24 protein-coding genes are annotated in these 25,636 nt (G+C 67.7%); 14 read left to right on the forward strand and 10 right to left on the reverse strand.

The annotated features are described in order from the left end of the window. The first annotated feature begins 39 nt into the window (after positions 1-39). On the forward strand, positions 40-1,944 hold the full coding sequence (locus LGR64_RS11310) for a TonB-dependent receptor domain-containing protein (RefSeq protein WP_141832281.1): 1,905 nt from the start codon (positions 40-42) through the stop codon (positions 1,942-1,944). A gap of 5 nt (positions 1,945-1,949) precedes the next feature. Further along, positions 1,950-2,888, forward strand: coding sequence for an ABC transporter substrate-binding protein (locus LGR64_RS11315; RefSeq protein ID WP_141832285.1), 939 nt, complete (start codon positions 1,950-1,952; stop codon positions 2,886-2,888). 40 nt (positions 2,889-2,928) lie between these two features. Here LGR64_RS11315 and LGR64_RS11320 read toward each other — a convergent pair whose 3' ends face one another. Beyond that, on the reverse strand, positions 2,929-3,249 hold the full coding sequence (locus tag LGR64_RS11320; RefSeq protein WP_012205554.1) for a heavy metal-binding domain-containing protein: 321 nt from the start codon (positions 3,247-3,249) through the stop codon (positions 2,929-2,931). A 329-nt stretch (positions 3,250-3,578) separates the two neighbouring features. On the opposite strand from LGR64_RS11320, the gene LGR64_RS11325 reads away from it, so the two are divergent. Both LGR64_RS11325 and LGR64_RS11330 read left to right on the forward strand, forming a co-directional pair. Beyond that, entirely contained in the window at positions 3,579-4,049 is a 471-nt protein-coding gene (locus tag LGR64_RS11325) for a hypothetical protein (protein ID WP_230355451.1), read from the forward strand. A 241-nt stretch (positions 4,050-4,290) separates the two neighbouring features. Then, positions 4,291-4,632 carry an H-NS histone family protein gene (locus tag LGR64_RS11330; RefSeq protein WP_034393459.1) on the forward strand — a complete coding sequence of 114 codons (342 nt, stop codon included), beginning with the start codon at positions 4,291-4,293 and terminating at the stop codon, positions 4,630-4,632. Positions 4,633-4,845: 213 nt separating this feature from the next. Here LGR64_RS11330 and LGR64_RS11335 read toward each other — a convergent pair whose 3' ends face one another. From LGR64_RS11335 to LGR64_RS11350, 4 genes are all read right to left on the reverse strand, one after another. Then, positions 4,846-5,214 (reverse strand): antibiotic biosynthesis monooxygenase family protein, encoded by a 369-nt coding sequence (locus LGR64_RS11335; RefSeq protein ID WP_141832287.1) that lies wholly within the window; start codon positions 5,212-5,214, stop codon positions 4,846-4,848. Between the two features lie 95 nt (positions 5,215-5,309). Then, complete coding sequence (locus LGR64_RS11340) at positions 5,310-6,014, reverse strand: glutamine amidotransferase (RefSeq protein WP_230355452.1); 705 nt, start codon at positions 6,012-6,014, stop codon at positions 5,310-5,312. A gap of 51 nt (positions 6,015-6,065) precedes the next feature. Next, positions 6,066-7,145 (reverse strand): 2Fe-2S iron-sulfur cluster-binding protein, encoded by a 1,080-nt coding sequence (locus LGR64_RS11345; RefSeq protein ID WP_230355453.1) that lies wholly within the window; start codon positions 7,143-7,145, stop codon positions 6,066-6,068. Continuing rightward, positions 7,142-8,104: an AurF N-oxygenase family protein gene (locus tag LGR64_RS11350; protein ID WP_012205541.1), complete on the reverse strand. Its 963-nt coding sequence runs from the start codon at positions 8,102-8,104 to the stop codon at positions 7,142-7,144. Before LGR64_RS11350 ends, LGR64_RS11345 begins: the two co-directional genes overlap by 4 nt. Before the next feature lie 495 nt (positions 8,105-8,599). On the opposite strand from LGR64_RS11350, the gene LGR64_RS11355 reads away from it, so the two are divergent. Then, the gene (locus LGR64_RS11355; RefSeq protein ID WP_170962038.1) at positions 8,600-9,880 is read left to right on the forward strand and encodes a serine hydroxymethyltransferase; all 1,281 of its coding nucleotides are present in this window, start codon (positions 8,600-8,602) and stop codon (positions 9,878-9,880) included. Between the two features lie 30 nt (positions 9,881-9,910). Here the strand turns inward: LGR64_RS11355 and pdxR are convergent, their stop codons facing one another. Continuing rightward, complete coding sequence (gene pdxR / locus LGR64_RS11360; RefSeq protein WP_230355454.1) at positions 9,911-11,425, reverse strand: MocR-like pyridoxine biosynthesis transcription factor PdxR; 1,515 nt, start codon at positions 11,423-11,425, stop codon at positions 9,911-9,913. A gap of 191 nt (positions 11,426-11,616) precedes the next feature. On the opposite strand from pdxR, the gene LGR64_RS11365 reads away from it, so the two are divergent. From LGR64_RS11365 to glyA, 4 genes are read left to right on the forward strand one after another with little or no spacing between them, the layout of a single operon-like run. Next, complete coding sequence (locus LGR64_RS11365; RefSeq protein ID WP_230355455.1) at positions 11,617-12,873, forward strand: benzoate/H(+) symporter BenE family transporter; 1,257 nt, start codon at positions 11,617-11,619, stop codon at positions 12,871-12,873. Positions 12,874-12,877: 4 nt separating this feature from the next. After that, positions 12,878-13,729, forward strand: a complete 852-nt coding sequence (locus tag LGR64_RS11370; RefSeq protein WP_230355456.1) for a YggS family pyridoxal phosphate-dependent enzyme — start codon at positions 12,878-12,880, stop codon at positions 13,727-13,729. Positions 13,730-13,786: 57 nt separating this feature from the next. After that, entirely contained in the window at positions 13,787-15,025 is a 1,239-nt protein-coding gene (locus tag LGR64_RS11375; protein ID WP_442873811.1) for an aspartate aminotransferase family protein, read from the forward strand. Between the two features lie 46 nt (positions 15,026-15,071). Next, positions 15,072-16,346 (forward strand): serine hydroxymethyltransferase, encoded by a 1,275-nt coding sequence (gene glyA / locus LGR64_RS11380; protein WP_198821398.1) that lies wholly within the window; start codon positions 15,072-15,074, stop codon positions 16,344-16,346. A gap of 21 nt (positions 16,347-16,367) precedes the next feature. Here the strand turns inward: glyA and LGR64_RS11385 are convergent, their stop codons facing one another. From LGR64_RS11385 to LGR64_RS11395, 3 genes are all read right to left on the reverse strand, one after another. Then, a complete protein-coding gene (locus LGR64_RS11385) occupies positions 16,368-17,414 on the reverse strand; it encodes a patatin-like phospholipase family protein (protein ID WP_230355458.1) in 1,047 nt (348 codons plus the stop codon). A 76-nt stretch (positions 17,415-17,490) separates the two neighbouring features. Further along, positions 17,491-18,393 (reverse strand): LysR family transcriptional regulator, encoded by a 903-nt coding sequence (locus LGR64_RS11390; RefSeq protein ID WP_016446014.1) that lies wholly within the window; start codon positions 18,391-18,393, stop codon positions 17,491-17,493. Positions 18,394-18,407: 14 nt separating this feature from the next. Beyond that, positions 18,408-18,944 carry a MarR family winged helix-turn-helix transcriptional regulator gene (locus LGR64_RS11395; protein ID WP_012205532.1) on the reverse strand — a complete coding sequence of 179 codons (537 nt, stop codon included), beginning with the start codon at positions 18,942-18,944 and terminating at the stop codon, positions 18,408-18,410. A 204-nt stretch (positions 18,945-19,148) separates the two neighbouring features. Between LGR64_RS11395 and LGR64_RS11400 the strand changes: the two genes are divergently transcribed. From LGR64_RS11400 to LGR64_RS11420, 5 genes are all read left to right on the forward strand, one after another. Further along, positions 19,149-20,357: a 3-hydroxybenzoate 6-monooxygenase gene (locus LGR64_RS11400; RefSeq protein WP_230355459.1), complete on the forward strand. Its 1,209-nt coding sequence runs from the start codon at positions 19,149-19,151 to the stop codon at positions 20,355-20,357. A 16-nt stretch (positions 20,358-20,373) separates the two neighbouring features. After that, positions 20,374-21,411 (forward strand): cupin domain-containing protein, encoded by a 1,038-nt coding sequence (locus LGR64_RS11405; protein WP_230355460.1) that lies wholly within the window; start codon positions 20,374-20,376, stop codon positions 21,409-21,411. 38 nt (positions 21,412-21,449) lie between these two features. Next, positions 21,450-22,157 carry a fumarylacetoacetate hydrolase family protein gene (locus tag LGR64_RS11410; protein WP_230355461.1) on the forward strand — a complete coding sequence of 236 codons (708 nt, stop codon included), beginning with the start codon at positions 21,450-21,452 and terminating at the stop codon, positions 22,155-22,157. 19 nt (positions 22,158-22,176) lie between these two features. Continuing rightward, entirely contained in the window at positions 22,177-22,818 is a 642-nt protein-coding gene (gene maiA, locus LGR64_RS11415; RefSeq protein WP_230355462.1) for a maleylacetoacetate isomerase, read from the forward strand. A gap of 106 nt (positions 22,819-22,924) precedes the next feature. Continuing rightward, positions 22,925-23,962: a Bug family tripartite tricarboxylate transporter substrate binding protein gene (locus LGR64_RS11420; RefSeq protein WP_230355463.1), complete on the forward strand. Its 1,038-nt coding sequence runs from the start codon at positions 22,925-22,927 to the stop codon at positions 23,960-23,962. A 414-nt stretch (positions 23,963-24,376) separates the two neighbouring features. On the opposite strand, the gene LGR64_RS11425 is transcribed toward LGR64_RS11420, so the two are convergent. Beyond that, positions 24,377-25,615 (reverse strand): flavin-dependent oxidoreductase, encoded by a 1,239-nt coding sequence (locus LGR64_RS11425; RefSeq protein ID WP_230355464.1) that lies wholly within the window; start codon positions 25,613-25,615, stop codon positions 24,377-24,379. Between the last annotated feature and the right edge of the window lie 21 nt (positions 25,616-25,636).

Raw genomic sequence — 25,636 nt, forward strand, 5'->3', positions numbered from 1 at the left:
GTGCCGGCGGGGTCGCTGGCGCGCAACTGGCTCGCATCCATGCACACCCTCGCCCTCGCGCGCGCTCCTGGTGCCGCTCTTCGCTCGCCCTCGGCGTTCCCCGTACTGCGCACGTTGTCCGCCCTGGCTGCGGCCTCGCTGCTGGCCTGCCAGGCCCAAGCGCAGGCACAACAGGCGCAGCGGGCACAGACCTCCCAGCTCGATACGGTGGTCGTCACCGCCTCGCGCAGCGAGCAGCCCCTGCGCACCGTCACGGCCGACATGACCGTGATCGACGCCGAGACCATTGCCCGCAGCGGCGCCACGGGCGTGGCCGACCTGCTGGTGCAGGTGCCGGGCGTGCAGATCAACCGCAACGGCGGGCCGGGCCAGGTCACTTCGGTCTACCTGCGCGGCACCAGCAACCAGCACACTGCCGTATTCATCGACGGCGTGCGCTACAGCTCGCAAGAGCTGCAGGGCGGCGCGGTCTGGTCCACCCTGCCGCTGGCGCAGATCGACCGCATCGAGGTGCTGCGCGGCCCGGCCGCCGCCATCTATGGCTCAGACGCCATGGGCGGCGTGATCCAGATCTTCACCAAGCGGGCGGACGGCCAGACCCGCGCCTATGCCGAGGCCGGCATAGGCAACCAGGGCACCAGCAAGCTGGCCACGGGATTTCAGGGCGGTGCCAACGGCTTCACCTACGGGCTGAACCTGGCTGACGAGCGCAGCGACGGCTTCGACGTCTACCCCGGCAACACCTTCTCACCCAATCCGGACAAGGATGGCTACAGCAACACCTCGCTGGGCCTGAACGCGGGCTACAAAACGGGCATCCACCAGATCGATGCCAGCCTGCTGCACAGCCGCCTGCGCACCCACTACGACCAGAGCCCGCCGCCGTTCGACGACTACGACGTGGTCAAGAACACCACCGGCAGCCTGCGCTGGCAGGCCGGCTGGAACGCCATGTACAAAAGCGTGGTCCAGATCTCCCATACCGACAGCCAAAGCGACCGCCACACCCAGTCGCCGGAAAGCGCCAAGGGCCGCTCCACCAACTACCTGCTGCAGAACCTGTTCACGCTGGGCCAGCACCGTTTCAACATCGACCTGGAACGCCGCGAGGACAAGCTGGACACGCAATACGCCTGGACGCAGAACACCGACAGCCGGCGCGTGCAGAACTCCCTGTCGGCCGGCTGGCGCCTGACCGAGGGCCGCCACCAGTTCGACGCCAACCTGCGCCACGACCAGGTGCGCGACCAGCAGAACAAAACCACGGGCGGCCTGGGCTACGGCCTGCAGATCGACGAGCGCTGGCGCTGGGTGGCATCGGCCGGCACGGCCTTCAGAACCCCCACGCTGTACGAACGCTTCACGGGCCAGGCGGCGACCGACCTCAAGCCAGAAAGCAGCACCAACGTGGAAACGGGCCTGCACTATGCGGCCGGTGCCAACCGCCTCTCGGCCGTGGTCTACCGCAACAAGTTCAAGAACCTCATCACCTACGACTGGAACAGCGCCCTTCCCTGCAACTGCTACCGCAACTGGCAGAGCGTGGAAATCACCGGCCTGACGCTGGCGGGCAGCACGCGCCTGGGCAGCGCCAATCTGGGCGCCTCGCTGGACTTCATGAACCCCGAGAACCTGGAGACCGGCAAGCTGCTGCCCTACCGCTCCAAGCGCATGCTCAAGCTCAACGCCGACACCCAGGCGGCCGGCTGGACGCTGGGCGGCGAAGCCCAGCTCTACAGCGGCCGCTACGCAGACGAGGCGAATACCTTCAAGCTGGGTGGATACGGCGTGGTCAACCTCTACGCCCAGCGGCAGCTGACCAGACAATGGACGCTGCTGGCCCGGGTCAACAACATCGCCGACCGCGACTACGCCCCCACGCGCGGCTATGCGAACGCAGGCCGCACCGTGTTCGTCAGCGTGCGCTGGACTCCCCTGCCCTGACCGCCATGCACCTGCTTGTGCGCCTGCCCCGCATCCTGCTGCTGACCGCCGCCCTGGCCTGCGCGGGCGGCGCGGGCAACGCCTTTGCGCAAAAGGCGGCGGATGCGGGAACGGGCGGGGCAACCACCGCCTACACCGTCACCGACATGCGCGGGCGGCAGGTGCGCCTGGAGCGCGTGCCGCAGCGCATCGTCTCGCTGCTGCCCTCGCTGACCGAATCGCTGTGCGCGCTGGAGGCCTGTGAGCGCATCGTGGGCGTGGACGAGTTCTCCAACCACCCGGCCCGCGTGGCCGCCCTGCCCAAGCTGGGCCACACCTTTGCCCCGCTGGTCGAGGCCACCGTGCGGCTCAGGCCCGACGTGGTGCTGATGGCGTATTCCGCACCCGTCATCGCGCAGCTGGAGCGCTTCGGCATTCCCGTGCTGGCACTGGACGCCAACGACATGGCGCAGCTGGAGCAGGTGCTGCACAAGCTCGACCAGCTGCTGCAGGTGCAGCGCGCCAACGCCCTGCTGGCGCGCATGCAGGCCGAGGTGGACCAGCAGGCCAAGGCGCTGGCGGCGCACGCGCCCGCCGGGCAGAAGGTGTATTTCGAGGTGGACGCCACGCCTTATGCGGCGGGGCCGGACTCCTTCATAGGCCAGTTGCTGCAGCGCCTGGGCGCGCGCAATGTGCTGCCGCAGAACCTGGGGCCCTTCCCCCGCATCACGCCCGAGTACGTGCTGCGCCAGCAGCCCGAACTCATCATCCACACGCCACAGACGCCATCGGCCAGCTTTGCCACCCGCCCCGGCTGGAGCCGCATGCCCGCCGTGCGCTCCGGCCGCATCTGCGCGCTGGACCTGGTCGAGACGGACGTGGTCTCCCGCCCCGGCCCGCGCCTGGGCGAGGCGGCGCGGGCGCTGGCCCGCTGCCTGGAGATGCGGGGCACGGCGCCTCGTTGACTTCGCTGGCCTGCTTGGCCCGCTTGGCCGATGGCTCTGCCTACTCCAGCACCACGGCCGTGCCGCTGGCAGACACCATCAACATGCCGTTGCCCTGGCCCAGCACTTCGTAATCCAGGTCCACCCCCACCACGGCATTCGCGCCCAGTTCCTGGGCGCGTTCCTCCAGCTCCTTGAGCGCAATCTCGCGCGCCCGCTGCAGCTCGCGCTCATATGTGGCCGACCGCCCGCCCACGATGTCGCGCAGCCCGGCAAACAAATCCTTGAACACATTGGCGCCCAAAATTGCCTCGCCCGCGACCACGCCGCAGTAGCGGGTGATTCGGCGGCCTTCGATCTGGGGGGTGGTGGTGATGATCATGAGAAATCCTCGGTGGTGAGTGACGGAGATGGGCCTTGAGCGCCAAGCGGGCCGGCGATCGGTTCAAGGAAGAACTGAACCAGGGCAGTCTGCCATAGGCCTGGAGTATCATCTCGCGCAAAGTGCTGAACACACTTCTTGCTAGCCGGTAAGCCGCTCCCGAAAGCAGTGTTGGAAAAATGCTTGGAGGCCTTATGGCTATTTTCTTTGCGGGCGTTTCAAGGCCCTTCCCCATCTCAATTTCCACTGCGCCACAGCTCTCTGATCTGTACATCGCTTCTTACCCTTTCTCCGCACCCGGCTCCAAGCCATTTCGCTAAGGAGTCGCCATGTTGTATTTTCAGATGTCGGAAGATGAGTTCAACCAACTGAACCGCGTGCGAGAACAATGGGGACTCATCTCAAGCTTGCTGATTGGCGCTTACCCCAGCAATCCCATGGAGGTTGTCGATTCCAATGAGCTGCTTGCCTTTATCAATGCGCAGATTGAGGCGATGGAGGCAGTTGTGGGGGCGATAAGGCAAAGGGGCGTGATGAAACAGCTGACTGAGGAGAAAATCCTGGCGAAAGCCGTATACGAGATCCGTCTTCTCCTGAGCGGATATCTGGGAAGCAACGTGGACGCAGATCCAAGCGTACGGATCGCAGCGCACCTGGCCTATGCCCTGCACAACGAAGCATTGGCCGTGCTGGCGGGAAATGGCTTCAGCGCCGACGAAGCGCTGAAGCGGGTGGCCGCCGTGGACTCTCTTCTAGGAGTCGAGGTGGGGAGCGAATTCGTTCGCAGCTTGGAAGCTTAGGGCTGCCTTGCCAGGCCGGTGTAACGCGGGATATTCCATCTGGCGTGATCGCTGCGGCCGTGCGGGGTAGTACGCGCGACCACAGATGAGGGCAAGACCGGCTTTCCTGCCCGGGCCTGCGGTCACCCGGCTCGGCAGCAGGCTCAGGCGGGCTGCCTTCCTTTCATCGGCCAGCATGATCCGGACTCCACGCGGCTGGCCGAACAGCCCCATAATCTGGCTTCAAAATTTCACGACACCAATGACACAGTCCCTCAAAGAACTCCTTGCGGCCAAGGCCGCGCTGGACATGGAAATTGCCAAGGCCCGCACCTCGGCGGCCGACGCTGCCCTGTCCAAGGTCCAGAAGCTGGTGACCGATTTCGGGTTCACCCAACAGCAAGTGTTCCCCTACATCCCTGAAAAAACCAGTGCGCCGGCGAAGTATCGCGATCCGGCCACGGGAGCGACGTGGACAGGTCGAGGCAAGCCTCCGAACTGGATCAAGGACCAGGATCGCGACGACTTCCTCATCGAAAGCAAACCCGAAGCGGCCCAAGGTCCGTTTCTCGCCGAAATGGCGGCAGCGGCAGCTCGCAACTGAAAGCGCTGCACACGGCGGCACGCAGGATGCCGTGCGGTGCGGTGGAGTTCCGATGCGAAGGAATCTGTGCCTTCCAAAAAAAAGCCCTCTGAGCATTCAGCGGGCTTTTTTTCCGGCCTGGCGCCGGCAGCGTAGTCACTGCCGGCATCTTTCGAGGGCGTGCATCGCGCTCCGGCAGGGGGATCAGCCGGGCCTTTGCGGCACCGCAAGCGCTCAGGCGTGGCTGACCGGGCAGCTGCTTGCCTTGCCCATGATGCTGTCGGCAGGCGCCTGCGCGCGGTCATTCAGACCATAGTCGCGCAGCACCTGGGTGACGCGCACGCGGTAGTCCTTGAAGATCTTGTCGCGGCCGGCGCGCTGGGCGCTGAGGTGGGCTTCCACGTTGCGCCACTGGACGACGGCTTCCTCATCGCGCCAGGTGGTGACGGACATGACTTTCTCGGGGTTGAGCGTGCTCTGGAAGCACTCCACGGAGATGAATCCCTCCATGGGCTTGAGCATGGGGGTGAGCTTGTTGACCAGGTCCACATAGGTCTGGTTCTGGCCGGGCAAGGCCTGCAGTTCGAACAGTACGACAACCATCTTCAACTCTCCTTTTTTTCGGGAACAGAGATTCCGGCGCCGCGCAGCGCGGCTCCGGCGTGGGGGGAAATGGGTGAATGGGCGGCGCCGCAGGTTCAGCGGCTGCGCTCCAGGTTGGTCAGCCAGGCGGCCAGCACATCGCGCGCGGCCAGCGCCAGCATGCCGCCGTATTTCTGGGCATCGGCGCGCAGGGTGCGCGGGTCCACCTGGGCGACGCCCAGTTCGCAGGCATGGCCGACAAGCCAGCGCTCCAGCCGGGCCGCGTCGGCCTCCAGATGGAATTGCAGGCCCAGCACCTGCGGGCCCACGGCGAAGGCCTGGTTGGCGCCGATGGCGGTGCCGGCCAGGTGCACGGCGCCTTCGGGAATGTCGAACTGGTCACCATGCCAATGGAGCACGGGCACGCCGTCCAGTTTGGCGAGGGGCGAGGCCAGGCCGGCGTCGGTGAGCGTGAGCGGCGAAAAGCCGATTTCCTTGACGCCCAGCGGGTAGACCCTGGCGCCCAGCGCGCGCGCAATGAGCTGGGCGCCCAGGCAGATGCCCAGCAGCGGCTTGCCGCTGTCCAGCCAGCGGCGTACGGCCGCCAGCTCCTGGGCGACGAAGGGATAAAGCGCCTCGTCATAGGCACCTATGGGGCCGCCCAGCACGACGAGCAGGTCGGCACGGCCCAGGTCCAGGGTGTCAAGCTCGCCGATGCTGGGATCGACGTACTGCACTTCGTAGCCGCGGCTGGCGAACTCGGCATGCAGGGTGCCCAGGTCTTCGAAGTGGATGTGGCGCAGCGCGATGGCTTTTTTCATGGGAGGAACTCAGGTGGATACAGGAGGGTGGCTTGGAACGTGCGGAGCCCGTCAGGCGCCGGGCTTGAGATCGACGTGGATATGGCCTGCCGAGGGGAAGGTGCAGCAGGCCAAGGCATAGCCGGCTTCCTTTTCCCTGTCGCTGAGGCAAAAGTCCGCCTCCAGCCGTGAACTGCCTCCCGTGATGCGGATGCGGCAGCTGCCGCAGATGCCGGCCCGGCATTGGCTGCGGATGGCAATGCCCACGCCCTCCAGGATTTCGAGCAGGCTTTTGCCGGACGCGGCTTCGACAATCTGCCCGCTGTGCGCGATCTGCAGCTGGCATGCCTGCGCGGTCTCGCCTGGCTGGGCCGTGGATGCGGCAGGCGGCGTGAAGGCCTCGATGTGCTGTATGGCACCGGGAAAGCAGGCCCGCGCATGCTCGCGAAAGGTCTGCGCAAAGGCGTGGCCGCCGCAGATGACCACCGCCTGGGGCTGGCCCAGCGCCAGCAGGGACTGCTGCGAGGGGCGGCCCGGCACGAAGGGGCCGTGGGCGGCAATGTCTTCACGCGTGATGTGGATACGCAGGTCGAACCTGGGGGCCGTTTCGCACAGCTGCTGCAGCTCCTGCAGGAACGGAATGTCGGCCATGCGCGCAAAGCACAGCAGCAGCGTGGTGCGCGGCACGCGGTGGCCCTGCTGCTGCAGCCGATCCAGTTCGCGCAGCAGCGCCAGAGGCAGGGTCAGGCCGATGCCGCCGGCCAGCATGACCAGGGAGTCCAGGCCCAGCACCAGGTCGGCCGTGATGTCACCGGCCACGTGGCCGAGCGGCAGCGTGGAGCCTGCGCGCAGCACCGCATGCATGTGGTCGGAGACGCTGCCCCGGCCCGAGCTTTTGACGGCAATGTCGAACTGGCCGGCGCCGTCGTGCTCGCTGCAGGGCTCGTAGCGGGTGATGGAGTACAGCCGCTGCTGCACGGTGCCACTGGCGTCGGCATGCTCGACGGCCACATGCCGGCCGGGCCGCAGGCCACCGAGGAACTGCGCCGAGGCGCCCTGCACGCGCAGGGTGTAGACCATGACGCCGCCCGCCTCTGCCCGTGCCGCGGCGCAGCGCGCCAGCGTGCTGCCTGCCTGGAGGGCGGCGCTCATGCCTGCATCTCCTCGAGGACCGAGGACACCAGCGCCACGCTGCCGCCCAGGTTACGGCCCGCCAGGCCGATGCGGTCGATCAGGCTTTGCACCGAGTCGGTGTAGACGCCGATCTCGTTGCTGTCGCCCACGTCGTGCAGGATGTCGCGCGCATGCGGCATGCCGACCATGGTGAAGACGGTGGACCAGGCGCCCAGTTCGTTGTTGGCGAACATCTGCACGGTCTTGAGGATGATGGAGCGCAGGTAGCTGCGCTCGCGGTTGCTCAGGCCCTGGACGATGTCGGTGGCCACCGAGCTGAAGACGCTGGAGTGGCTCCATTCGTCCACGGCGTGGGTGCGCGTGACCTCGTGGCAGATGGGCTGGATGCTGCGGTCTTCGGCCATGGTCTTGAGGTAGTCGGTGATCAGGGTCTCGCTGGCGCAGGCAATGGCGAAGCGGGCCAGGCGGCGCTCCCATTCCGCGCCGCACTGCGCCAGCACGCCGTTGCGCCAGCCGACGAGGTTGAAGTCCGCGTAGTCCAGCGGCGCCAGGCCGCGCATCTCGTAGATGTAGTTGCAGGCCATGATGGACATGCGGGTGTGCAGGGCCTCGTCCAGCAGGGCCTGGGACATGACGTCCTGCAGCAGCGCCCGGTTGGCGCTGGGCGGCGGGGTCTTGATGATGTCCTCGCAGGCCGGCGTGACCACGTTGCACTCGATGTAGATGGTCTTGAGGTTGTAGATGCCCCAGGCGTAGGAAAGGCATTGGTCGCGCAGGTGCTGTGGCGCCTCCACCCATGCCTGGTGGTCGCGAAACGGCAGCAGCGAGGCGGTGAAGTCCTGCCGGGCGGGGTCGAACGCCAAGCCGCAGTAATCAGGCAGGTCCTGATTCACGGCAGCTCTTGACTTCCACAGCAGGGACAGCTTTTTGAGCGCATCGCGCACGGCGTCATCTGTCCGAGAGATATCGAGATTCATTTTTCAACTCCGTGTAATTGAACTTGATTGATCTGAGTCAAATCGCCTACTCCCTCCCCCCGCTTTCTCCATCTGCCGCAATCACCAATGGCGCTGCAAATAGCGCTTCAAATGTCGCTGCAGATGGCAGATACGTTGTCATGGATTTCTTCACTCTGTCATATTCCGCCTTGAATCAATCTCCTCCACTGCAGATTGCGGATGATTCGTGGCGGTATTGGATCTCATGACTTTCAACGTCTGGCGGCGAATTCCATGGAGAGAGCGTGGATTCAAACAGACCTATTTTCGTCAATGAACCAGACCGCTTTTTTCAACGGTTTACATTGGCATGCCACCTTAATTGGTCTGCTCACCCGCTGAAACATGGTCGGAATCAAGGCAGCTGCACTTTGTAGACTGCCCATTACCGATGCGTCCTGGTTTCCAAATCCTTCCATAACCCGGGCGCTGCCGATTCCCGTGCTTCAGCGCCTCCAAGACAGCCAATGCGACATGGACGATTTATCGCTCCCCAAAATCAATTCACTGGATCTTCAACAGGCAGACAGCGAGGCCTGGGATGCCATCGCGGCCGAGCGGATTCGCCAGTCGCGCTCGATTGAATTGATTGCCTCTGAAAACTTCGTGAGCCGCGCGGTGATGGAGGCGCAGGGCTCGGTGCTGACCAACAAATACGCAGAGGGCTACCCGGGCGTGCGCTACTACGGCGGCTGCGCCAATGCCGATGCCGTGGAGAACCTGGCCATTGCGCGTGCCAAGGCGCTGTTCGGCTGCGCGCACGCCAACGTGCAGCCGCACTCGGGCAGCCAGGCCAACCAGGGTGTGTACCTGGCGTTCCTGGAGCCCGGCGACAAGATCATGGGGCTGGACCTGCGCTCGGGCGGGCACCTGACGCATGGCTCCCGCGTGAGCGTGTCGGGCAAGTGGTTCCAGTCCATCAGCTACGAGGTGGACGCCCGCTCCCAGCGCATCGACATGGACCAGGTGCGGCGCATTGCGCTGAAGGAGCGGCCCAGGCTCATCATTGCTGGTGGCTCGGCCTATTCACGGCAGATGGACTGGGCCGAGTTCCGGCGCATTGCCGACCGGGTGGGCGCCATCTTCATGGCCGACATCGCGCACGTGGCGGGGCTGGTGGCCGCGGGCGTGTTCCCTTCCCCCGTGGAGCACGCCCATGTGACCACGACCACCACGCACAAGACGCTGCGCGGGCCGCGCGGCGGCATGATCCTCTCGGCCGACGCCGAGATCGCCAGGCGCATAGACGCCGCCGTGTTTCCGGGCCTGCAGTCCGGGCCGCTGATGCATGTGGTGGCGGCCAAGGCGGTGGCGCTGGGCGAGGCGCTCAAGCCCGCCTTTCGCACCTATGCGCGGGCCGTGGTGGACAACGCCCGCGTGCTGTGCGACCGGCTTTCGCAGGGCGGACTGTCCGTGGTCTCCGCAGGCACGGACTGCCATCTGGGCGTGATCGACCTGCGCCCCTGGGAGCTGACGGGCAAGGCCGCCGAAACGGCGCTGGAGCAGATCGGCATCACGGTCAACAAGAACGCCGTGCCCGGCGACGGCGCGCGGCCGCTGGTGACCTCGGGCATCCGCGTGGGCAGCGCGGCCTGCACCACGCGCGGCATGGGCGCCGACGAGTTCCGCGAGATCGGCGACATGATTCTTGCCACGCTGGGCGGCATACGCAGCGGCACCATGAACGCGCGCACGCTCAAGTCCATCCACGAAGGCGTGTCCGACCTGACCGGGCGCTTTCCCCTGCCCTATTGAGGCATGCAGCGTCCGGCTTCTCCCAACCTGTCAGGGTTTTCGCAGCGCGTTGGCCAGGCGCAGCACGGCGGCCTCGATCTCGTAGGCCGTGAGCGAGGCATAGCCCAGCAGCCAGCCCGGCTGCCGCTGCTCGCCCGCGTACAGGCGGCTGAGCCCCTGCAGCAGCACGCCGGCCGCGGCGGCGCGGCGGATGGTGTCTTCCTCGGACCAGCCGGGCTCCAGCAGGCAGGGCACCTGCATGCCGCCCTGGGGCCGTGGCGCGGTGACGATGCCGGCCAGGTGCCTGCCTATGGATTCGAGGATGACCTCGCGCCGCCCCGCGTACAGCTTGCGCATGGCCCGCACGTGGGAGTTGTAGTGGCCGTCTTCCATGAAGCGCGCCAGCGTCAGCTGCTGGATCTGGGGCGTGTGCCCGTCCATGATGCTGCGCGCCTGGACAAAGGCGCGCACCAGCTCCTGCGGCAAGGCCATGTAGCCCATGCGCAGGCCCGGGTACAGGGTCTTGCCGAAGGTGCCGATGTAGATGGTGCGCGCGTGCTTGTCCAGGCCTTGCACGCAGGCGGTGGGCATGCCGTCGTAGTGGAATTCGCTGTCGTAGTCGTCCTCGATGATCCAGCGCCCGCTCTCGAACGCCCAGCGGATCAGGTCCAGCCGCCGCTCCAGCTGCATGGTGACGCCCGTGGGGTACTGGTGCGACGGCGTGACATAGACGCAGGTGGCGCCGCTGCGGTCGGCATGCAGCAGGTCCGTGCGTATGCCTTGCGCGTCCACGTCGATGGGCAGGACCTTGGCCTCGGCCGACTCGAAGGCCTTGCGGGCGCCGAAGTAGCCGGGGTTCTCCAGCAGGATGGGCCGGCCGGCATCCACCAGCAGCTGCGCGCACAGGAACAGCGCCTGCCGCGTGCTGCTGAGCACCACGATCTGCCCGGCGTCCACCTTGGCGCCGCGCTCCAGGTTGAGGTAAGTGGCAATGGCCTTGCGCAGCGGCTCGGCGCCCTGCGGGTCGCCGTGCAGCAGGACGCTGGCGCGGTAGTCCTTGAGCGCCTGCCGCTGCAGCCGCTCCCAGACATCGGTGGGAAAGGTTCGCGTCTCGGGCAGGCCGGTGGCAAAGGCCCGAATGGTCTGCTGGTCGGCGATGCCGCCGCCGTCAACAATGGCCTGGCCGCGCCGGCTCAGGCCGGCACCGGCCCTGCCCGCTGCGCCCACCTGGGCGCTGCGCTCGTGCTCGGGCGACCGGCCGCGCCGCGCCGCCCGGCCCCGCAGCTCCGTGCCGATGGTCTCGGAGACATAGCTGCCCGATCCTTGGCGCCGCACGATGAAGCCGTCGCGGTGCAACTGGGTGTAGGCGTTCTCCACCGTGTCGCGGGCAATGCCCAGCGAGTCGGCCAGCGAGCGCGTGGCCGGCAGCTTCAGGCCGGGCAGCAGCGCCCCATCCAGGATCAGCGCACGCATGGCGCGCTGCACCCGCTGGTGCAGGTCCAACTGGCGCAGGTCGGCATCTCCCATGCGGATCTTCAGGGTCTCAAGCTCGAAGGTCTTGCTCATGCGGTCTGCCGCCTTTCATCTCATTGCACCTCTTGGGCAGGCCATTGTACTGACGCAAATGCTGCACGCCCATTGCAAAGTGGTCTGCAACAAGAGAGCGAAGTGTATGGATCACTCAGTCCACTTCGGCGCTCAAATACCCCTTTCCCAAGACAGCCAGGAATCCAACCCCCAAGGAAAACGAGAAGACCATGCCTTCATCAGACACACACTCACCCCTTCGCTTCAGCGACCTCATCCACCCCGTTGTGGCCGGGCTGATCTCGGTCATCGTCAACTACGGCGGCACCTTCATCCTGGTGTTCCAGGCAGCCAAGGTGGCCGGCCTGAGCCCGGAACTCACGGCTTCGTGGGTGTGGTCGATTTCGATTGGCGTGGGCGTCACCGGGCTGGTGCTGAGCTGGCTCTCGCGCGAGCCCATCATCACAGCCTGGTCCACGCCGGCCGCCGCCTTCCTGGTGACGGCCCTGGCCACTACGCCGTATGCCGAGGCCGTGGGCGCCTATGTGGTGTCGGCCGCGGCCTTCGTGGTGCTGGGACTGTCGGGCTGGTTCGAGCGCGTGATCCGGCTGATTCCGCCCGGCGTGGCCTCGGGCCTGCTGGCGGGCATCCTGCTGCAGTTCGGCATCAAGGCCTTTGGCGGCATGAGCGTGGACCCGGTGCTGGCCGGCCTGCTGATCGTGGCCTATGTGCTGCTCAAGCGGCTGACGGCGCGCTATGCGGTGGTCGGCATCCTGGCGCTGGGCCTGGCGTTCCTGCTGGCGCAGGACCGTGTGGACCTGTCCGGGCTGCAGCTGCGCTTTGCCGCGCCCGTGTTCACTCGGCCCGAGTTCACGCTCAACGCCCTGCTGAGCGTGGCCCTGCCGCTGTTCCTGATCACGCTGACCGGCCAGTACATGCCCGGCATGCTGGTGCTGCGTAACGACGGCTTCAAGACCAGCGCCAACCCCATCGTCACGCTCACGGGCCTGGGCTCGCTGCTGATGGCGCCGTTCGGCTCGCACGCCTTCAACATCGCCGCCATCACGGCCGCCATCTGCACGGGCAAGGAGGCGCATGAAGAGCCGTCCAGGCGCTGGATCGCGGGCATCGCTGCGGGCGTGTTCTACATCCTGGTGGGTGTGTTCGGCGTCACGCTGGCGGCCGTGTTCATGGCGTTCCCGGCCACCTTCATCACCACGCTGGCTGGTCTGGCGCTGCTGGGCACCATCGGCGGCAGCCTGGCCAATGCGCTGGCCGACGCCCAAACCCGCGAGGCCTCGCTGATCACCTTCCTGGCCGCCGCCGCCAACATTTCCATGCTGGGCATAGGCGGCGCCTTCTGGGGCCTGGTCATCGGCCTGGTGGCCCATGCCGTGCTCAACGGCCAGTGGCCGCGCCGGGCCGCCCGCAGCGAGGCGTGCACCGGCAACGTGCCCGCCGCCGATGCCGCCATCAAAAGGAGCTGAAACCATGCTTGCGACACAAGACACCACCGACGGCACCGCCCAAGCCGCCGACACCCTGACGCGCCACGACCAGCACGGCCGCTACCCCCAGGCCGAGACGGTGGACGATTTCCGGCACAACCTGGCCACCGTGCACGCGCGCATGGCCGCTGCCTGCCGCCGCGCGGGGCGCGACCCGGCCAGCGTGCGCCTGCTGCCCGTGAGCAAGACCAAGCCCGAATCCAGCCTGCGCCTGGCCCACGCGGCGGGCTGCCGCATGCTGGGCGAGAACAAGGTGCAGGAAGCCTTCGGCAAGTGGGAGGCCATGCAGGACCTGGCCGATCTGCAGTGGTCCGTCATCGGCCACCTGCAGACCAACAAGGCCAGGCTGGTGGCGCGCTTTGCCAGCGAGTTCCAGGCGCTGGACAACCTGCGCGTGGCCGAGGCGCTGGACCGCCGCCTGCAGGCCGAAGGCCGGGCGCTGGACGTGTTCGTGCAGGTCAACACCTCGGGCGAGGCCAGCAAGTACGGCCTGCCGCCCGACGAGGTGCAGGGATTTGTCCAGGCCCTGCCCGCCTTCAGTGCGCTGCGCGTGCGCGGCCTGATGACGCTGGCCCTGTTCTCCAGCGAGGCCGAGCGCGTGCGCCAGTGCTTCGTGCTGCTGCGCAGCCTGCGCGACCAGCTGCGCCAGAGCGCGCCGGCGGGCATCTCGCTGGATGAGCTGTCCATGGGCATGTCCGGCGACTTCGAGATCGCCATCGAGGAAGGCGCCACCGTGGTGCGCGTGGGCCAGGCCATCTTCGGCGCCCGCGCCCAGCCGGACAGCTTTTACTGGCCCGCCGGCGGCCCTGATCCCGCCGCCCTGGCACTGCCCTGAACGCGCCCCCTCGCCACCCTTTTCGATTCAACCCTGACCCCGCTTGAGGACCTTGACATGCAAAAAGCCATGCAACCCCTTGATTCCCGCCTGATGAAGGCCTATGCCCGCCAGCCCGTCTCCTTCGTCCGTGGCCGTGGAGCCCTGCTGTGGGACGAGCACGGCAACGAATACCTGGACGCCATTGCCGGCGTGGCAGTGACCGCCCTGGGCCACGCCCATCCGGAGATCGCCGCCGTGATCGCCGAGCAGGCCGGCCTGCTGCTGCACACCTCCAACGTGTTCCGCATCGACTGGCAGGAACGCCTGGGCCAGCGCCTGTGCGCCCTGGCCGGCATGGAGACGGCCTTTTTCTGCAACTCCGGCGCCGAGGCCAACGAGGCCGCGCTCAAGCTGGCGCGCCTGCATGGCCACCGCAGGCAGGTGGCGCGGCCGCAGATCCTGGTGATGGACAACGGCTTTCACGGCCGCACGCTGGCCACGCTGTCGGCCACCGGCAACCCGGCCAAGCAGCGCGGCTTCGAGCCGCTGATGCCGGGCTTCGTGCGCGTGCCCTATGACGACATCGCGGCCGTGCACCACGCCGCCGCCCAGCATGGCGACATCGTGGCCGTGCTGATCGAGCCCGTGCAGGGCGAAGGCGGCATCCGCCTGGCCAGCCCCGACTACCTGCGCCAGCTGCGCAGCCTGTGCGACCGGCATGGCTGGCTGCTGATGCTGGACGAGATCCAGACCGGCCTGGGACGCACCGGCGCCTGGTTCGGCCACCAGCACGCGGGCATCGCCCCCGATGTGATGACCCTGGCCAAGGCCCTGGGCAACGGCATTCCGATCGGCGCCTGCCTGGCGCGCGGGCCTGCGGCCGACCTGATCTCGCCCGGCCAGCATGGCTCCACCTTCGGCGGCAACCCGCTGGCCTGCCGCGTGGGCTGCACGGTGCTGGACATCATGGAGAGCGAGGACATCCCCGGCCGCGCCAGGCAACTGGGCCGGCGCCTGCTCAACGGCCTGCAGCAGGCGCTGCACGGCCACCCCGACGTGCTGGCCGTGCGCGGCCAGGGCCTGATGGTGGGCATCGAGCTGAACCGCAACTGCCAGGACCTGGTGGGCCGCGCGCTGGCCCAGCAGCGCCTGCTGATCACGGTGACGCGCGAATCCACCATCCGCCTGCTGCCGCCGCTGATATGCGACGAGCGCCAGATCGACGACATCGTCGCCCGCGTGGCCTGCCTGCTGGAGTCGGCCAGCGCCGCGCAGGCAGGCGCGCCCGCCGCAGGCCAGCTGGCGGCTGCATGACCATCGACTCCCCCAGCCCTTGCCCCGACACAGGAACCACTCATCCATGTACGACGCATCCCTGACCCTGGCCGACTTCGACCTGCAGCTGGCCAAGGCCATCCAGAGCGAGAAACGCCGCCAGGAAGACCATGTGGAACTCATCGCCTCCGAAAACTACGCCAGCCCGCTGGTGATGGCGGTGCAGAACTCGGTCTTCACCAACAAGTACGCCGAGGGCTACCCCGGCAAGCGCTACTACAGCGGCTGCGAGAACGTGGACGTGGCCGAGCGCCTGGCCGTGGAACGCGCCATGGCGCTGTTCGACTGCGACTACGCCAACGTGCAGCCCCATGCCGGCGCCCAGGCCAATGCCGCCGTGTTCCTGGCGCTGGCCCAGCCCGGCGACACCGTCATGGGCATGAACCTGGCCCAGGGCGGCCACCTGACGCATGGCAACCCGTCCAACTTCTCGGGCCGCCACTACCGCATCGTCCCCTACGGCCTGGACCCCGCCACGGGCCTGATCGACTACGACGAGATGGAGCGCACTGCCCTGGAGCACCGGCCCCGCATGCTCATCGGCGGCTTCTCTGCCTACTCGCGCCACAAGGACTGGGCCCGCATGCGCGCCATTGCCGACAAGGTGGGCGCCGTGTTCTGGGTGGACATGGCCCATGTCGCAGGCCTGGTGGCCGCGGGCGAATACCCCAGCCCCCTGCCCCACGCGCATGTGGTCACCAGCACCACGCACAAGACGCTGCGCGGCCCGCGCGGCGGCCTGATCCTGTCCAAGGGACAGGACGAAACCTTCAACCGCCGCCTGAGCTCGGCCGTGTTCCCCGGCGTGCAGGGCGGGCCGCTCATGCATGTGATCGCCGCCAAGGCCGTCGCCTTCAAGGAGGCGCTGCAGCCCGGGTTCAAGGCCTACCAGCGCCAGGTGCTGGCCAACGCCCGCGCCATGGCCGCCGTGATCCAGCAGCGCGGCTACCGCATCGTCTCGGGCGGCACGGACAACCACCTGATGCTGATCGACCTGTCCGACCGCAGCTACACCGGCAAGGATGCCGACGCCGCGCTCAGCGAGGCGCACATCACCACCAACAAGAACACCGTGCCCAACGACCCGCGCTCGCCCTTCGTGACCTCGGGCCTGCGCATAGGCACGCCCGCCGTCACCACGCGCGGCTTCGGCCAGGCGCAGTGCGAACAGCTGGCCGGCTGGCTGTGCGATGTGCTCGATGCGCTGGACGCGCAGGAAGGCGCCCGCTTTGCCAAGGTGGCGGCGCAGGTCAGGGAGCAGGTGACGGGGCTTTGCGCCCGCTATCCGGTGTACGGATAGCCCGCGCGCAGCCTTGGTGGATCAGGGGTTGGGGTTGGCGCAGGCGCCATCCATCCCCGCCATCTCCGCCAGCTTCTGCATGCGCGAGCGCTGGTCCAGGCAGGCCTGGTGCTGGGCTTCGGCCGCCTTTTGCTGGGCCAGCTTCGCGGCCTTGGCGCGCTCGGCCTGCAGCTGGGCGATGCGCTCGCGGATCTGGGGCATGGCGGCCACGGCGGCTTTTTCGCCCTCAAGAATGGCGCTGGCGCGCTGGGTGAAGTCGGCCGGGCCGATGTCCAGCACCTTGGGGCGGATGGTGATGTCGGCGCGGGCCAGCTCGGCCTGGCCCAGCTTCTGGCCCATGATGGCAATGGACTGGCCCAGGGCGCCCAGCATGTTCTCGGGCGCCTTGCCACGGGCCTTGTTGGAGATGTCCACGGCGATCACCAGATCGGCGCCCAGCTGGCGCGCGGCGTCCACGGGCACGGGGCTGGTGATGCCGCCATCGACGAAGTGGAACTTGCCGATGGCCACGGGCTGGAACACACCCGGAATGCTGCTGGAGGCACGCACCGCCTGCCCCGTATTGCCGCGCGCGAACACGGTGCGCTCGCCGTCTTCCAGCCGCGTGGACACCGCCACGAAGGGCTTGGCCAACTGCTCCAGCGGCTTGCGGCCCACCTGTTCGTTCACATAGTCTTCCAGCTTCTGGCCCACCAGCAGGCCGCCCGAGGACAGCTGCAGGTCGCGGATCTTGGTCTCATCCAGCGCAACGGCCTTTTCCTGCAGCTCGAAGGCGTTCATGCCGCTCGCATACAGCGCCCCTACCACGCTGCCCGCGCTGGTGCCGGACACCACCGCGGGCGCAAGGCCATTGGCTTCCAGCATCTTGATGACGCCGATATGGGCAAAGCCCTTCACGGCTCCGCCGCCCAGGGCCAGACCGATCCTGATGGGCGCCACGGGTGTGCCCGGCGCGGTGGGCGTGGACTCGGGCGTGGCCGCCGAGGGGCTGGGCGGGTTGCTGCCGCAAGCGGCCAGCCCCGCCAGGCTCAGGTACACCAGTGGACGCAAAAGGGCTTGGAGGCGCATGCCGGAAGATCCTGCTGTCGGATGACGAGATTCGGGGCGGGCAGTATAGCGGCAGGGGCCTGACCGCCGCAGGCCCTCAGGCTCTGGGCTTCAGCAAGCCGCCCATGCCCTGCACAGCCTCCCGCAAAAACCCCCAGACCGCCTCGATGCGCTGAACCTGCCGGGCATCCGAGGGCATGCTCATCCAGAAGGTGCGGGTGAAGCAGGCCTCGGCGGGCAGCACGCGGCTGAGCACGGGGTCGCGGTCGGCAATGAAGGCGGGCAGCACGGCCAGGCCAGCGCCGGCGCGCACGGCCTCGTACTGGGCGGTGATGCTGGTGCTGCGAAAGGCAAATCGCTCGGGCTGGAACAGGGTGGACAGCAGCTGCAGCTCGCGCGTGAACAGCAGGTCGTCCACATAGTGGATGAAGCTGTGGTGGCGCAGGTCCTCGGTGCGCGCCACCAGGGGGCGGCGCGCAAGGTATTCGCGCTGGCCGTAGAGGAAGAGCCGGTAGTCGGTGAGCTTGGTGACCACGGCCGAGCCGCGCGTGGGGCGCTCCAGCGAGATGACGATGTCGGCCTCGCGCCGCGACAGGTGCAGCAGGCGCGGCAGGGCCAGCAGGTCGATGCTCAGCAGCGGATGGCGCTGCGTCAGCGCGGCCAGCTGCGGGGCCAGCAGCTGGGTGCCGAAGCCCTCGGTGGCGCCCACGCGCACCAGGCCGGACGGTCCCTGGCTGGTGGATTCGGCCGCCAGCGGCATGCGCTCCAGCCCGGCTGCGGCGCGCTGCATGGCGTCTGCCACACCCAGCAGCTGTCGGCCGGCCTCCGTGGGCCGCCATTGGCCCGCTTCGCGCTCGAAGAGTACGGCCCCCAGCTGTTTTTCCAGGGCCTGGATGCGGCGCGACACCGTGGTGTGCTCCACGCCCAGTTGCCGCGCGGCGGCGGCCATGCTGCCGCTGCGCGCCAGCTCGCCAAAGAATCTCAGATGGTCCCAGTCCATGGGTCGAGGCCGCCTCAGTCGGCAGCGGCGCGGCGCGCGGCCAGCGTGCTGGGCGCACGCGCCAGCTCGTCGTTTTGCCGCACCAGGACGGCCATCATGTCCATGAACAGGCCCCGCTGCTCCTGCGGCAGCGGCTCCAGCATGCGCTGCTGGGCCCGCAGTACCGAGGGTTCGGCAGCGGCCAGCAGCGCAGCGCCTTCTGCGGTGACCGACAGCAGGCGCACGCGCCTGTCGGCCGGGCTGGTGTTGCGCACCATGAGGCCGCGCGCCTCCAGCCGGTCGATGACGCTGCCAATGGTCGAGGTATCGAAGCCGATCATCCGCGCCAGCGTGCGCTGGTCCACGCCGGGCTGGCGCAGCACGGCCGACAGCGCCGCGTACTGCACGGGGGTCACGCCGAACTCCTGGGTCTCCTCCATGAAGACGGCTACCGCGATCTGCTGCAGGCGGCGGATGTGGTAGCCGGGGTAGTTTTCTAGTTCTGCGGGTTGGTAGTCCATGGCCATTGCGCTCTTTTCCGGGTCCCTGCGGGCAAGCGCAGATGTTCGCATGAACCGCACCCTCCGTTGGCGTTGGCTGGCGGACAGGTGATTCACCCGGACACGCTGTCCGCCGTCGTTTTGCCTGCATCCAGGGAAACCCCAGGCTGGCCTGATGCAAATCAACACTACACTCATCATCAGCATACTGTTTAATTACTCGCGACGCAGCTGACCCGCTGGCTGGCGACACGCACCACGAAGCACAGGACATCCATGAGCACCAGCATTTCTTCCCGGGCGCTGCCCGTTCTTGTGGCAGGCGGCGGCATTGGCGGCGTGGCGGCCGCGCTGGCCCTGGCGCGCCAGGGATTCGCCGTCAAGGTGCTGGAGCAGTCGCCGCAGCTGGGCGAGATCGGCGCCGGCATACAGCTGGGGCCCAACGCATTCGCGGCCTTCGACGCGCTCGGCATTGGCGAGCTGGCCCGTGGCCGCGCGGTCTATACCGACGAGATGGTGATGCACGACGCGCTCGATGAAAGACTGGTCGGCCGCATTCCCACGGGCGAGGCGTTTCGCGCCCGCTTCGGCAACCCGTATGCGGTGATCCACCGCGCCGACATCCACACCTCGCTGCTCGAAGGCGCGCGCACCCACGGCCAAATCGAGACGCTGACGGGCACCCGCATCGAAGCCGTGCAGCAGGAGGGCGACACCGTCACCGTGCGCGACCAGCACGGCCAGGTCCATGTGGGCCAGGCCCTGATCGGCGCCGATGGCGTGAAGTCCGTGGTGCGCCAGCAGTACGTGGGCGATGCGGCGCGTGTCTCCGGCCACGTGGTGTACCGCGCCGTGGTGGAGAAGAACGACTTCCCCGAGGACCTGCGCTGGAACGCGGCCAGCATCTGGGTCGGCCCCAACTACCACCTGGTGCACTACCCGCTGCGCGGCGGCGAGCAGTACAACGTGGTCGTCACCTTCCACAGCCGCGAGCAGGAGGAATGGGGCGTGCGCGAAGGCAGCCGCCAAGAGGTGCAAAGCTACTACCGCGACTGCTGCCCGCGCGCCCGCCAGCTCATAGACCTGCCCAAAAGCTGGAAGCGCTGGGCCACGGCCGACCGCGAGCCCATTGGCCAGTGGAGCTTCGGCCGCGCCACGCTGCTGGGCGATGCGGCCCACCCCACCCTGCAGTACATCGCCCAGGGCGCCTGCATGGCGCTGGAAGACGCGGTGACGCTGGGCCAGGCGCTCAAGCGCTGCGGCAACGACTGGCCGCAGGCACTGCGGCTGTACGAGCGCTCGCGCATCGCCCGCACGGCGCGCGTGGTGCTGTCCGCGCGCGAGATGGGCCGCATCTTCCACGCCAGCGGCGTGGAGCGCCTGGTGCGCAACGACCTCTGGAAGGGCCGCACGCCCCAGCGTTTCTACGACGCCATGGAATGGCTGTACGGCTGGAAGGCCGAAACCTGCCTTGCCGAAGACTGAACACAAGGAGACCGCCATGCAAGAACTTGGCCGCCTGGAAGACCTGCCCCAGGACTACCGCGACGAACTCACGCGCAACAACCTGGTGCCGCTGTGGCCCAGCCTGCGCAACGTGATGCCGCCGCACACGCCGCGCCCGCGCACCCAGCCGATTGCCTGGCCCTACCAGACCATCCGCCCACTGCTCATGCAGGCCGGCGAGCTGACGCCCATCGAAAAGGCCGAGCGCCGCGTGCTGGTGCTGGCCAATCCCGGCCATGGGCTGGAGAAGATGCAGGCCAGCTCCTCCATCTACCTGGGCATGCAGCTGCTGCTGCCCGGCGAGTGGGCGCCCTCGCACCGCCACACACCCAATGCCGTGCGCATGGTGGTGGAGGGCCAGGGCGCCTGGAGCCTGGTCGACGGCGAGAAATGCCCCATGGAGCGCGGCGACCTGATCCTCACGCCCACGGGCCTGTGGCACGAGCATGGCCACGACGGCAACGAACCCGTGGTCTGGCTCGATGTGCTGGACCTGCCCCTGGCCTACTACCTGGAAGTTACCTACCACGTGGATGGCCCGCGCCAGCCCGCCCTGCCCGGCCGTGGCGACCGGGCGTATGCGCGCGGCGGCCTGGCACCCACGCAGGTGTTCGCCCGCAGCGCCAAGGCCTACCCCATGCTGCGCTACCCCTGGAAGGACGCGCGCGCCGCCCTGCTGGAGCTGGCCGCCGACCGGCCGGACCTGGACTGCGTGCAGCTGGCCTACACCAACCCCGAAACCGGGGCCGACTGCGAAAACATCCTGGGCTTTTACGCGCTGATGCTGCGCCCGGGCCAGACGCTGCAGCTGCCCGCGCGTTCGCCGGCCTGCGTGTTCCACGTCATCGAGGGCGGCGCCAGCGTGGCCGCCGTGGACCGCCATTTCGACCTGGCACCGGCCGACACCTGCTGCGTGCCCGGCTGGGCGCCCGCCACGCTGACCAATGCCAGCGCCAGCGAGCCCGCCTTCCTCTTCCTGGCCGACGAGGCGCCTTTGCACCGAAAGCTGGGCCTCTACGAAGTCCGGCCTTGAATCCTCCGATGTCTCTTTCCTCCCCCATCGCCAATACCATGACCGCCCCCCAATACCTCTGGACCCCGCCCCCCGTCCAATCCCTGCCCGTGCGCGGCAGCACGCAGCGCCTGCCCGTGAACCGCCTGTTCTTCGTGGGCCGCAACTACCACGCCCATGCCGTCGAGATGGGCCGCCCGGTGGACAAGAGCGTGGAGCGCCCCTTCTACTTCACCAAGGCGCCCTCCACCCTGACCGAATCGGGTGCCACCGTGGCCTACCCGCCCGAGACGAACAACTACCACTTCGAGATGGAACTGGTGGTGGCCATCGGCAAGGCGGGTTTTCGCATTGCGGCGGACCAGGCGCATGAACACATCTACGGCTACGCCTGCGGCCTGGACATGACGCGCCGCGACCTGCAGCTGGTGGCGCGCGACAAGGGCCGGCCCTGGGACCTGGGCAAGGATGTGGAGCAGTCCTCGGTGGCCAGCGAGATCGTGCCCATGTCGGGCCAGGTGATCGAATCCGGCGCCATTGCACTGGCCGTCAATGGCGAGACCAGGCAGCAGTCCGACGTGGACAAGCTGATCTGGAACATCCGCGAAATCATTGCCGACCTCTCGCTGTTCTATCACCTGCAACCCGGCGACCTCATCTACACGGGCACGCCCGAGGGCGTGGGCGCCGTGCTGCCGGGCGACCGCATCACCGGCCATGTGCAGGGCGTGGGCGAGATCGCGCTCACCGTGGGCCAGCCCGAATAAGGCCAGGGAGACCACCACCATGAAGCTCTACAGTTTTTTCCGCAGCGGCACCTCGCACCGCCTGCGCATCGCGCTCCACCTCAAGGGCCTGCGCCCTGACTACTTCCCCGTGGACCTGCGCATGGACGAGCAGGCCCAGGCGCCGTTCAAGCAGGTCAACCCGCAGGGCCTGGTGCCGGCGCTGACACTGGACGATGGCCGCACGCTGATCCAGTCGCCGGCCATCATCGAATGGCTGGAGGAGCGCCACCCCGAGCCGCCGCTGCTGCCCGCCGACCCCGAGGACCGCGCCCAGGTGCGCGCGCTGGCCGCCATCGTGGGCTGCGACGTGCATCCCATCAACAACCGCCGCATCCTGCAGACCCTGCGCCGCCAGTTCGGTGCGGACGAGGCCGCCATCAACGCCTGGTGTGCCACCTGGATTGCCGACGGCTTCGACGCCATCGAGGCCCTGCTGGCACGCGACACGCAGCGCGGCGACTTCTGCTTCGGCCACGCACCCACGCTGGCCGATGTCTACCTGGTGCCCCAGATCGAAAGCGCACGCCGCTTTGGCGTGGACCTGGACCGCTGGCCGCTGATCAGCGCTGTGGACAGGGCCTGCGCGGCCCTGCCCGCCTTTGCACAGGCTGCGCCCCTGGCCCAGCCTGACGCCGGCTGAACCTCGCCGCACCTTTTGCCGGCAGCCCTACCCCGCCCCGAGTCCTCGCCAGAAGGACCGGGGCATTGCAAGCAGTGAAAAAAGCAGATCCAACAGGAGACAGACTGTGAAAGCATCCCCATCCAACCGCCTCGGCGCCGCCCCCTCCCGCCGCAAGGCCCTTGCAGGCGCAGCCCTGCTGCTGGCCTCCATCGCCCCGCTGCATTGCGCCTGGGCGCAGGCAGGCTCCAGCAGCATCGCCAGCTTTCCCACGCGCCCCGTCACCGTGATAACGGCCTTTGCCGTGGGCAGCGGCCCTGACGCCGTGCTGCGCATCGTGGGCGAAAAGCTTGCCGCCCGCTGGAAGCAGGGCGTGACCGTGGACAACCGCCCAGGCGGCGGCGGCTTTGTCGCCATCGAAGCCGCACGCCGCGCCAAGCCCGACGGCTACACCCTGCTGCAGCTCGACAGCGAACATGTCTCCGCCCTGCCCTACCTCTACAAGCAGCGCAACTTCCATCCGCTGCAGCACTTCGACCCGGTGGCACCGCTGTTCCTCACTCCCTTCTTCGTGGCCGTGCCCACGAACTCGCACTGGAAGAGCATGGGCGACCTGATCAAGGCGGCCAAGTCCGAGCCCGGCAAGGTCAGCTACGGCTCCTGGGGCGTGGGCAGCCCCGGCCACCTGGGCGGTGAATGGCTGGACTTCCTGACGGGCAGCAAGATGACCCATGTGCCCTACCGCGAGGTCAGCCAGCTCTACACCTCGGTGGCCAATGGCGATCCGGCCTGGAGCTTTGCCAGCCTCCCCTCCAGCCAGGGCATCTACAAATCCGGCAAGATCCGCTACCTGGCCGTGGCTGCGCCCCAGCGCATCGCCCAGATGCCCGACGTGCCCACCGTGGCCGAATCGGGCGGCCCCGCCGACCTGATCGTGAACTCCTTCGTCTCCCTGCTGGCGCCCAAGGGCGTGGACGCCGCCCTGCGCGACAGGATCCATGCCGACGTGGTCGCCGTGCTGCAGGACCCGCAGGTGCGCGAGAAATTCGCCACCTTCGCCTTCCAGCCCATCACCTGGGAGGTGCCGGAGATGGAGAAATTCGCCAAGACCAAGGCGGACCAGTACAAGCTGCTGATCCAGAAGGCGAACATTAGCCTGGATTGAGAGCACCGAATAGACAAAGCAACGGGGCGTAGCGCCCTGTCGCCCCCGCACCCCGGCCCCTCCTCCCCATATGCCCGTGCCTGCGACGTGGCGGTTGCGGGGTTGCAGTCCTGCCGAAGGACAGGACTGCTTCGTCAACTGACTCGCCGTGATTGTCTGAACGTAGCGCGCAGCGCGAAGTGAGTTTCACGGCGAACCCCGCAACCGCCACGACGCAGGTTGCCCCGTAGCGAAGCGAAGGGGACGCGGGCATTTGGGCGCGTTTCTTTGCCTCCTTTCTTGTCGCGCGACAAGAAAGGAGGTCGGCCGCCGGGCCGAAACCCGGCCTCGAAAAAACAACCGCCCGGCAGGGACCCAAAAAGAGTCGGGATGCAATACTGAGTACCTGCCAAGCCAGCTCATTGCCCAACCACTTCAACCCTGCGACTGCGGATTCGCAAACCCCGCCACCTGCTCGTAATGGCGGGCAATGGCACGCAGCTCATCCTGGCTGATCAGCTCGTCGATATGGCCGAAGGGCTGGCCGCCACTGAGTTCGTCCGCCTTCATGATGATGAAGTCGGGCGGCGTGGAGCGGTTGGTCAGCACCACCTGGCTGGTGGCGGGCAGGCGGCTGGCCTCGTAGGCGGCCAACAGCGCCAGCGGGTCGCCCTGCGGGTCGGCGGCCAGCAGGTCGGCCAGCACCCGCGCATCGCGCATGGCCTGGGCCGAGCCGTTGGAGCCGCGCGGATACATGGGGTGGGCGGCATCGCCCAGCAGGGTCACGCGGCCGAAGCTCCACTGGTCCACGGGGTCCTTGTCCACCATGGGGTACTCGAAGATGGTCTCGGCCGAGCGGATCAGGGCCGGAACATCCAGCCAGTCGAAGGTCCAGCCGCCGAAAATCTCCAGCACATCCTCCATGCGGCCTGCGCGGTTCCAGTCGTTCATGCGCATCTGCGGGTCGCGGATCTCGGCCACCCAGTTGATGCGCTGCATGCCCTGGCCGTCGACGTTGTCCTCGATGGGATAGATCACCATCTTGCCGGTATCGACCGAGCCGATGCGCAGGTAGCTCTTGCCCGTGAGGATGGGCTTGAAGCGCGAGACGCCGCGCCAGGTGTTGATGCCACCAAAGGCCAGCTCCTCCTGCGGATAGAACTGGCGCCGCACGGCGGAGTTGACGCCATCGCAGGCCACGACGATGTCGGCCGTGGTGGACGGCGGCACATGGCCCTGGGCATCCGGCGCGAAATGCACGGTGGCGCCGTGGGCCGACTGGTCCACGCGCACGCAGCGGTGGCCCGTGTGCACGGCACCCGGGCCCAGGCGCTGCACGGCGGCCTCGAAGAGAACGCGGTGCAGGCGGCCACGGTGGATGCCCAGCTCCGGCAGCTCATAGCCGGCATGGCGGCCGCGCGGCTCGCGGTAGACGAACTGGCCATAGCGGTTGAAGAACACGCTCTCCAGGTTCTCAATCGCCTGGGCCTCCAGCTGCGGCTGCAGGCCCAGGTCGCTGAGTTCGCGCATGGCATGCGGCAGCAGGGTAATGCCCGCGCCGATCTCGCGGACCTCGGGCACGGCCTCGAAGACTTCGCAGGCAATGCCTCTTTGATGCAAGGCCAATGCCAGGCACAGGCCTCCGATGCCGCCCCCCACGATCGCTACTTTCATCCGCTGACTCTCCATGCTTTC

The sequence above is a fragment of the Delftia sp. Lp-1 genome, from assembly GCF_020523835.1.
Lineage (GTDB): Bacteria > Pseudomonadota > Gammaproteobacteria > Burkholderiales > Burkholderiaceae_C > Comamonas > Comamonas acidovorans.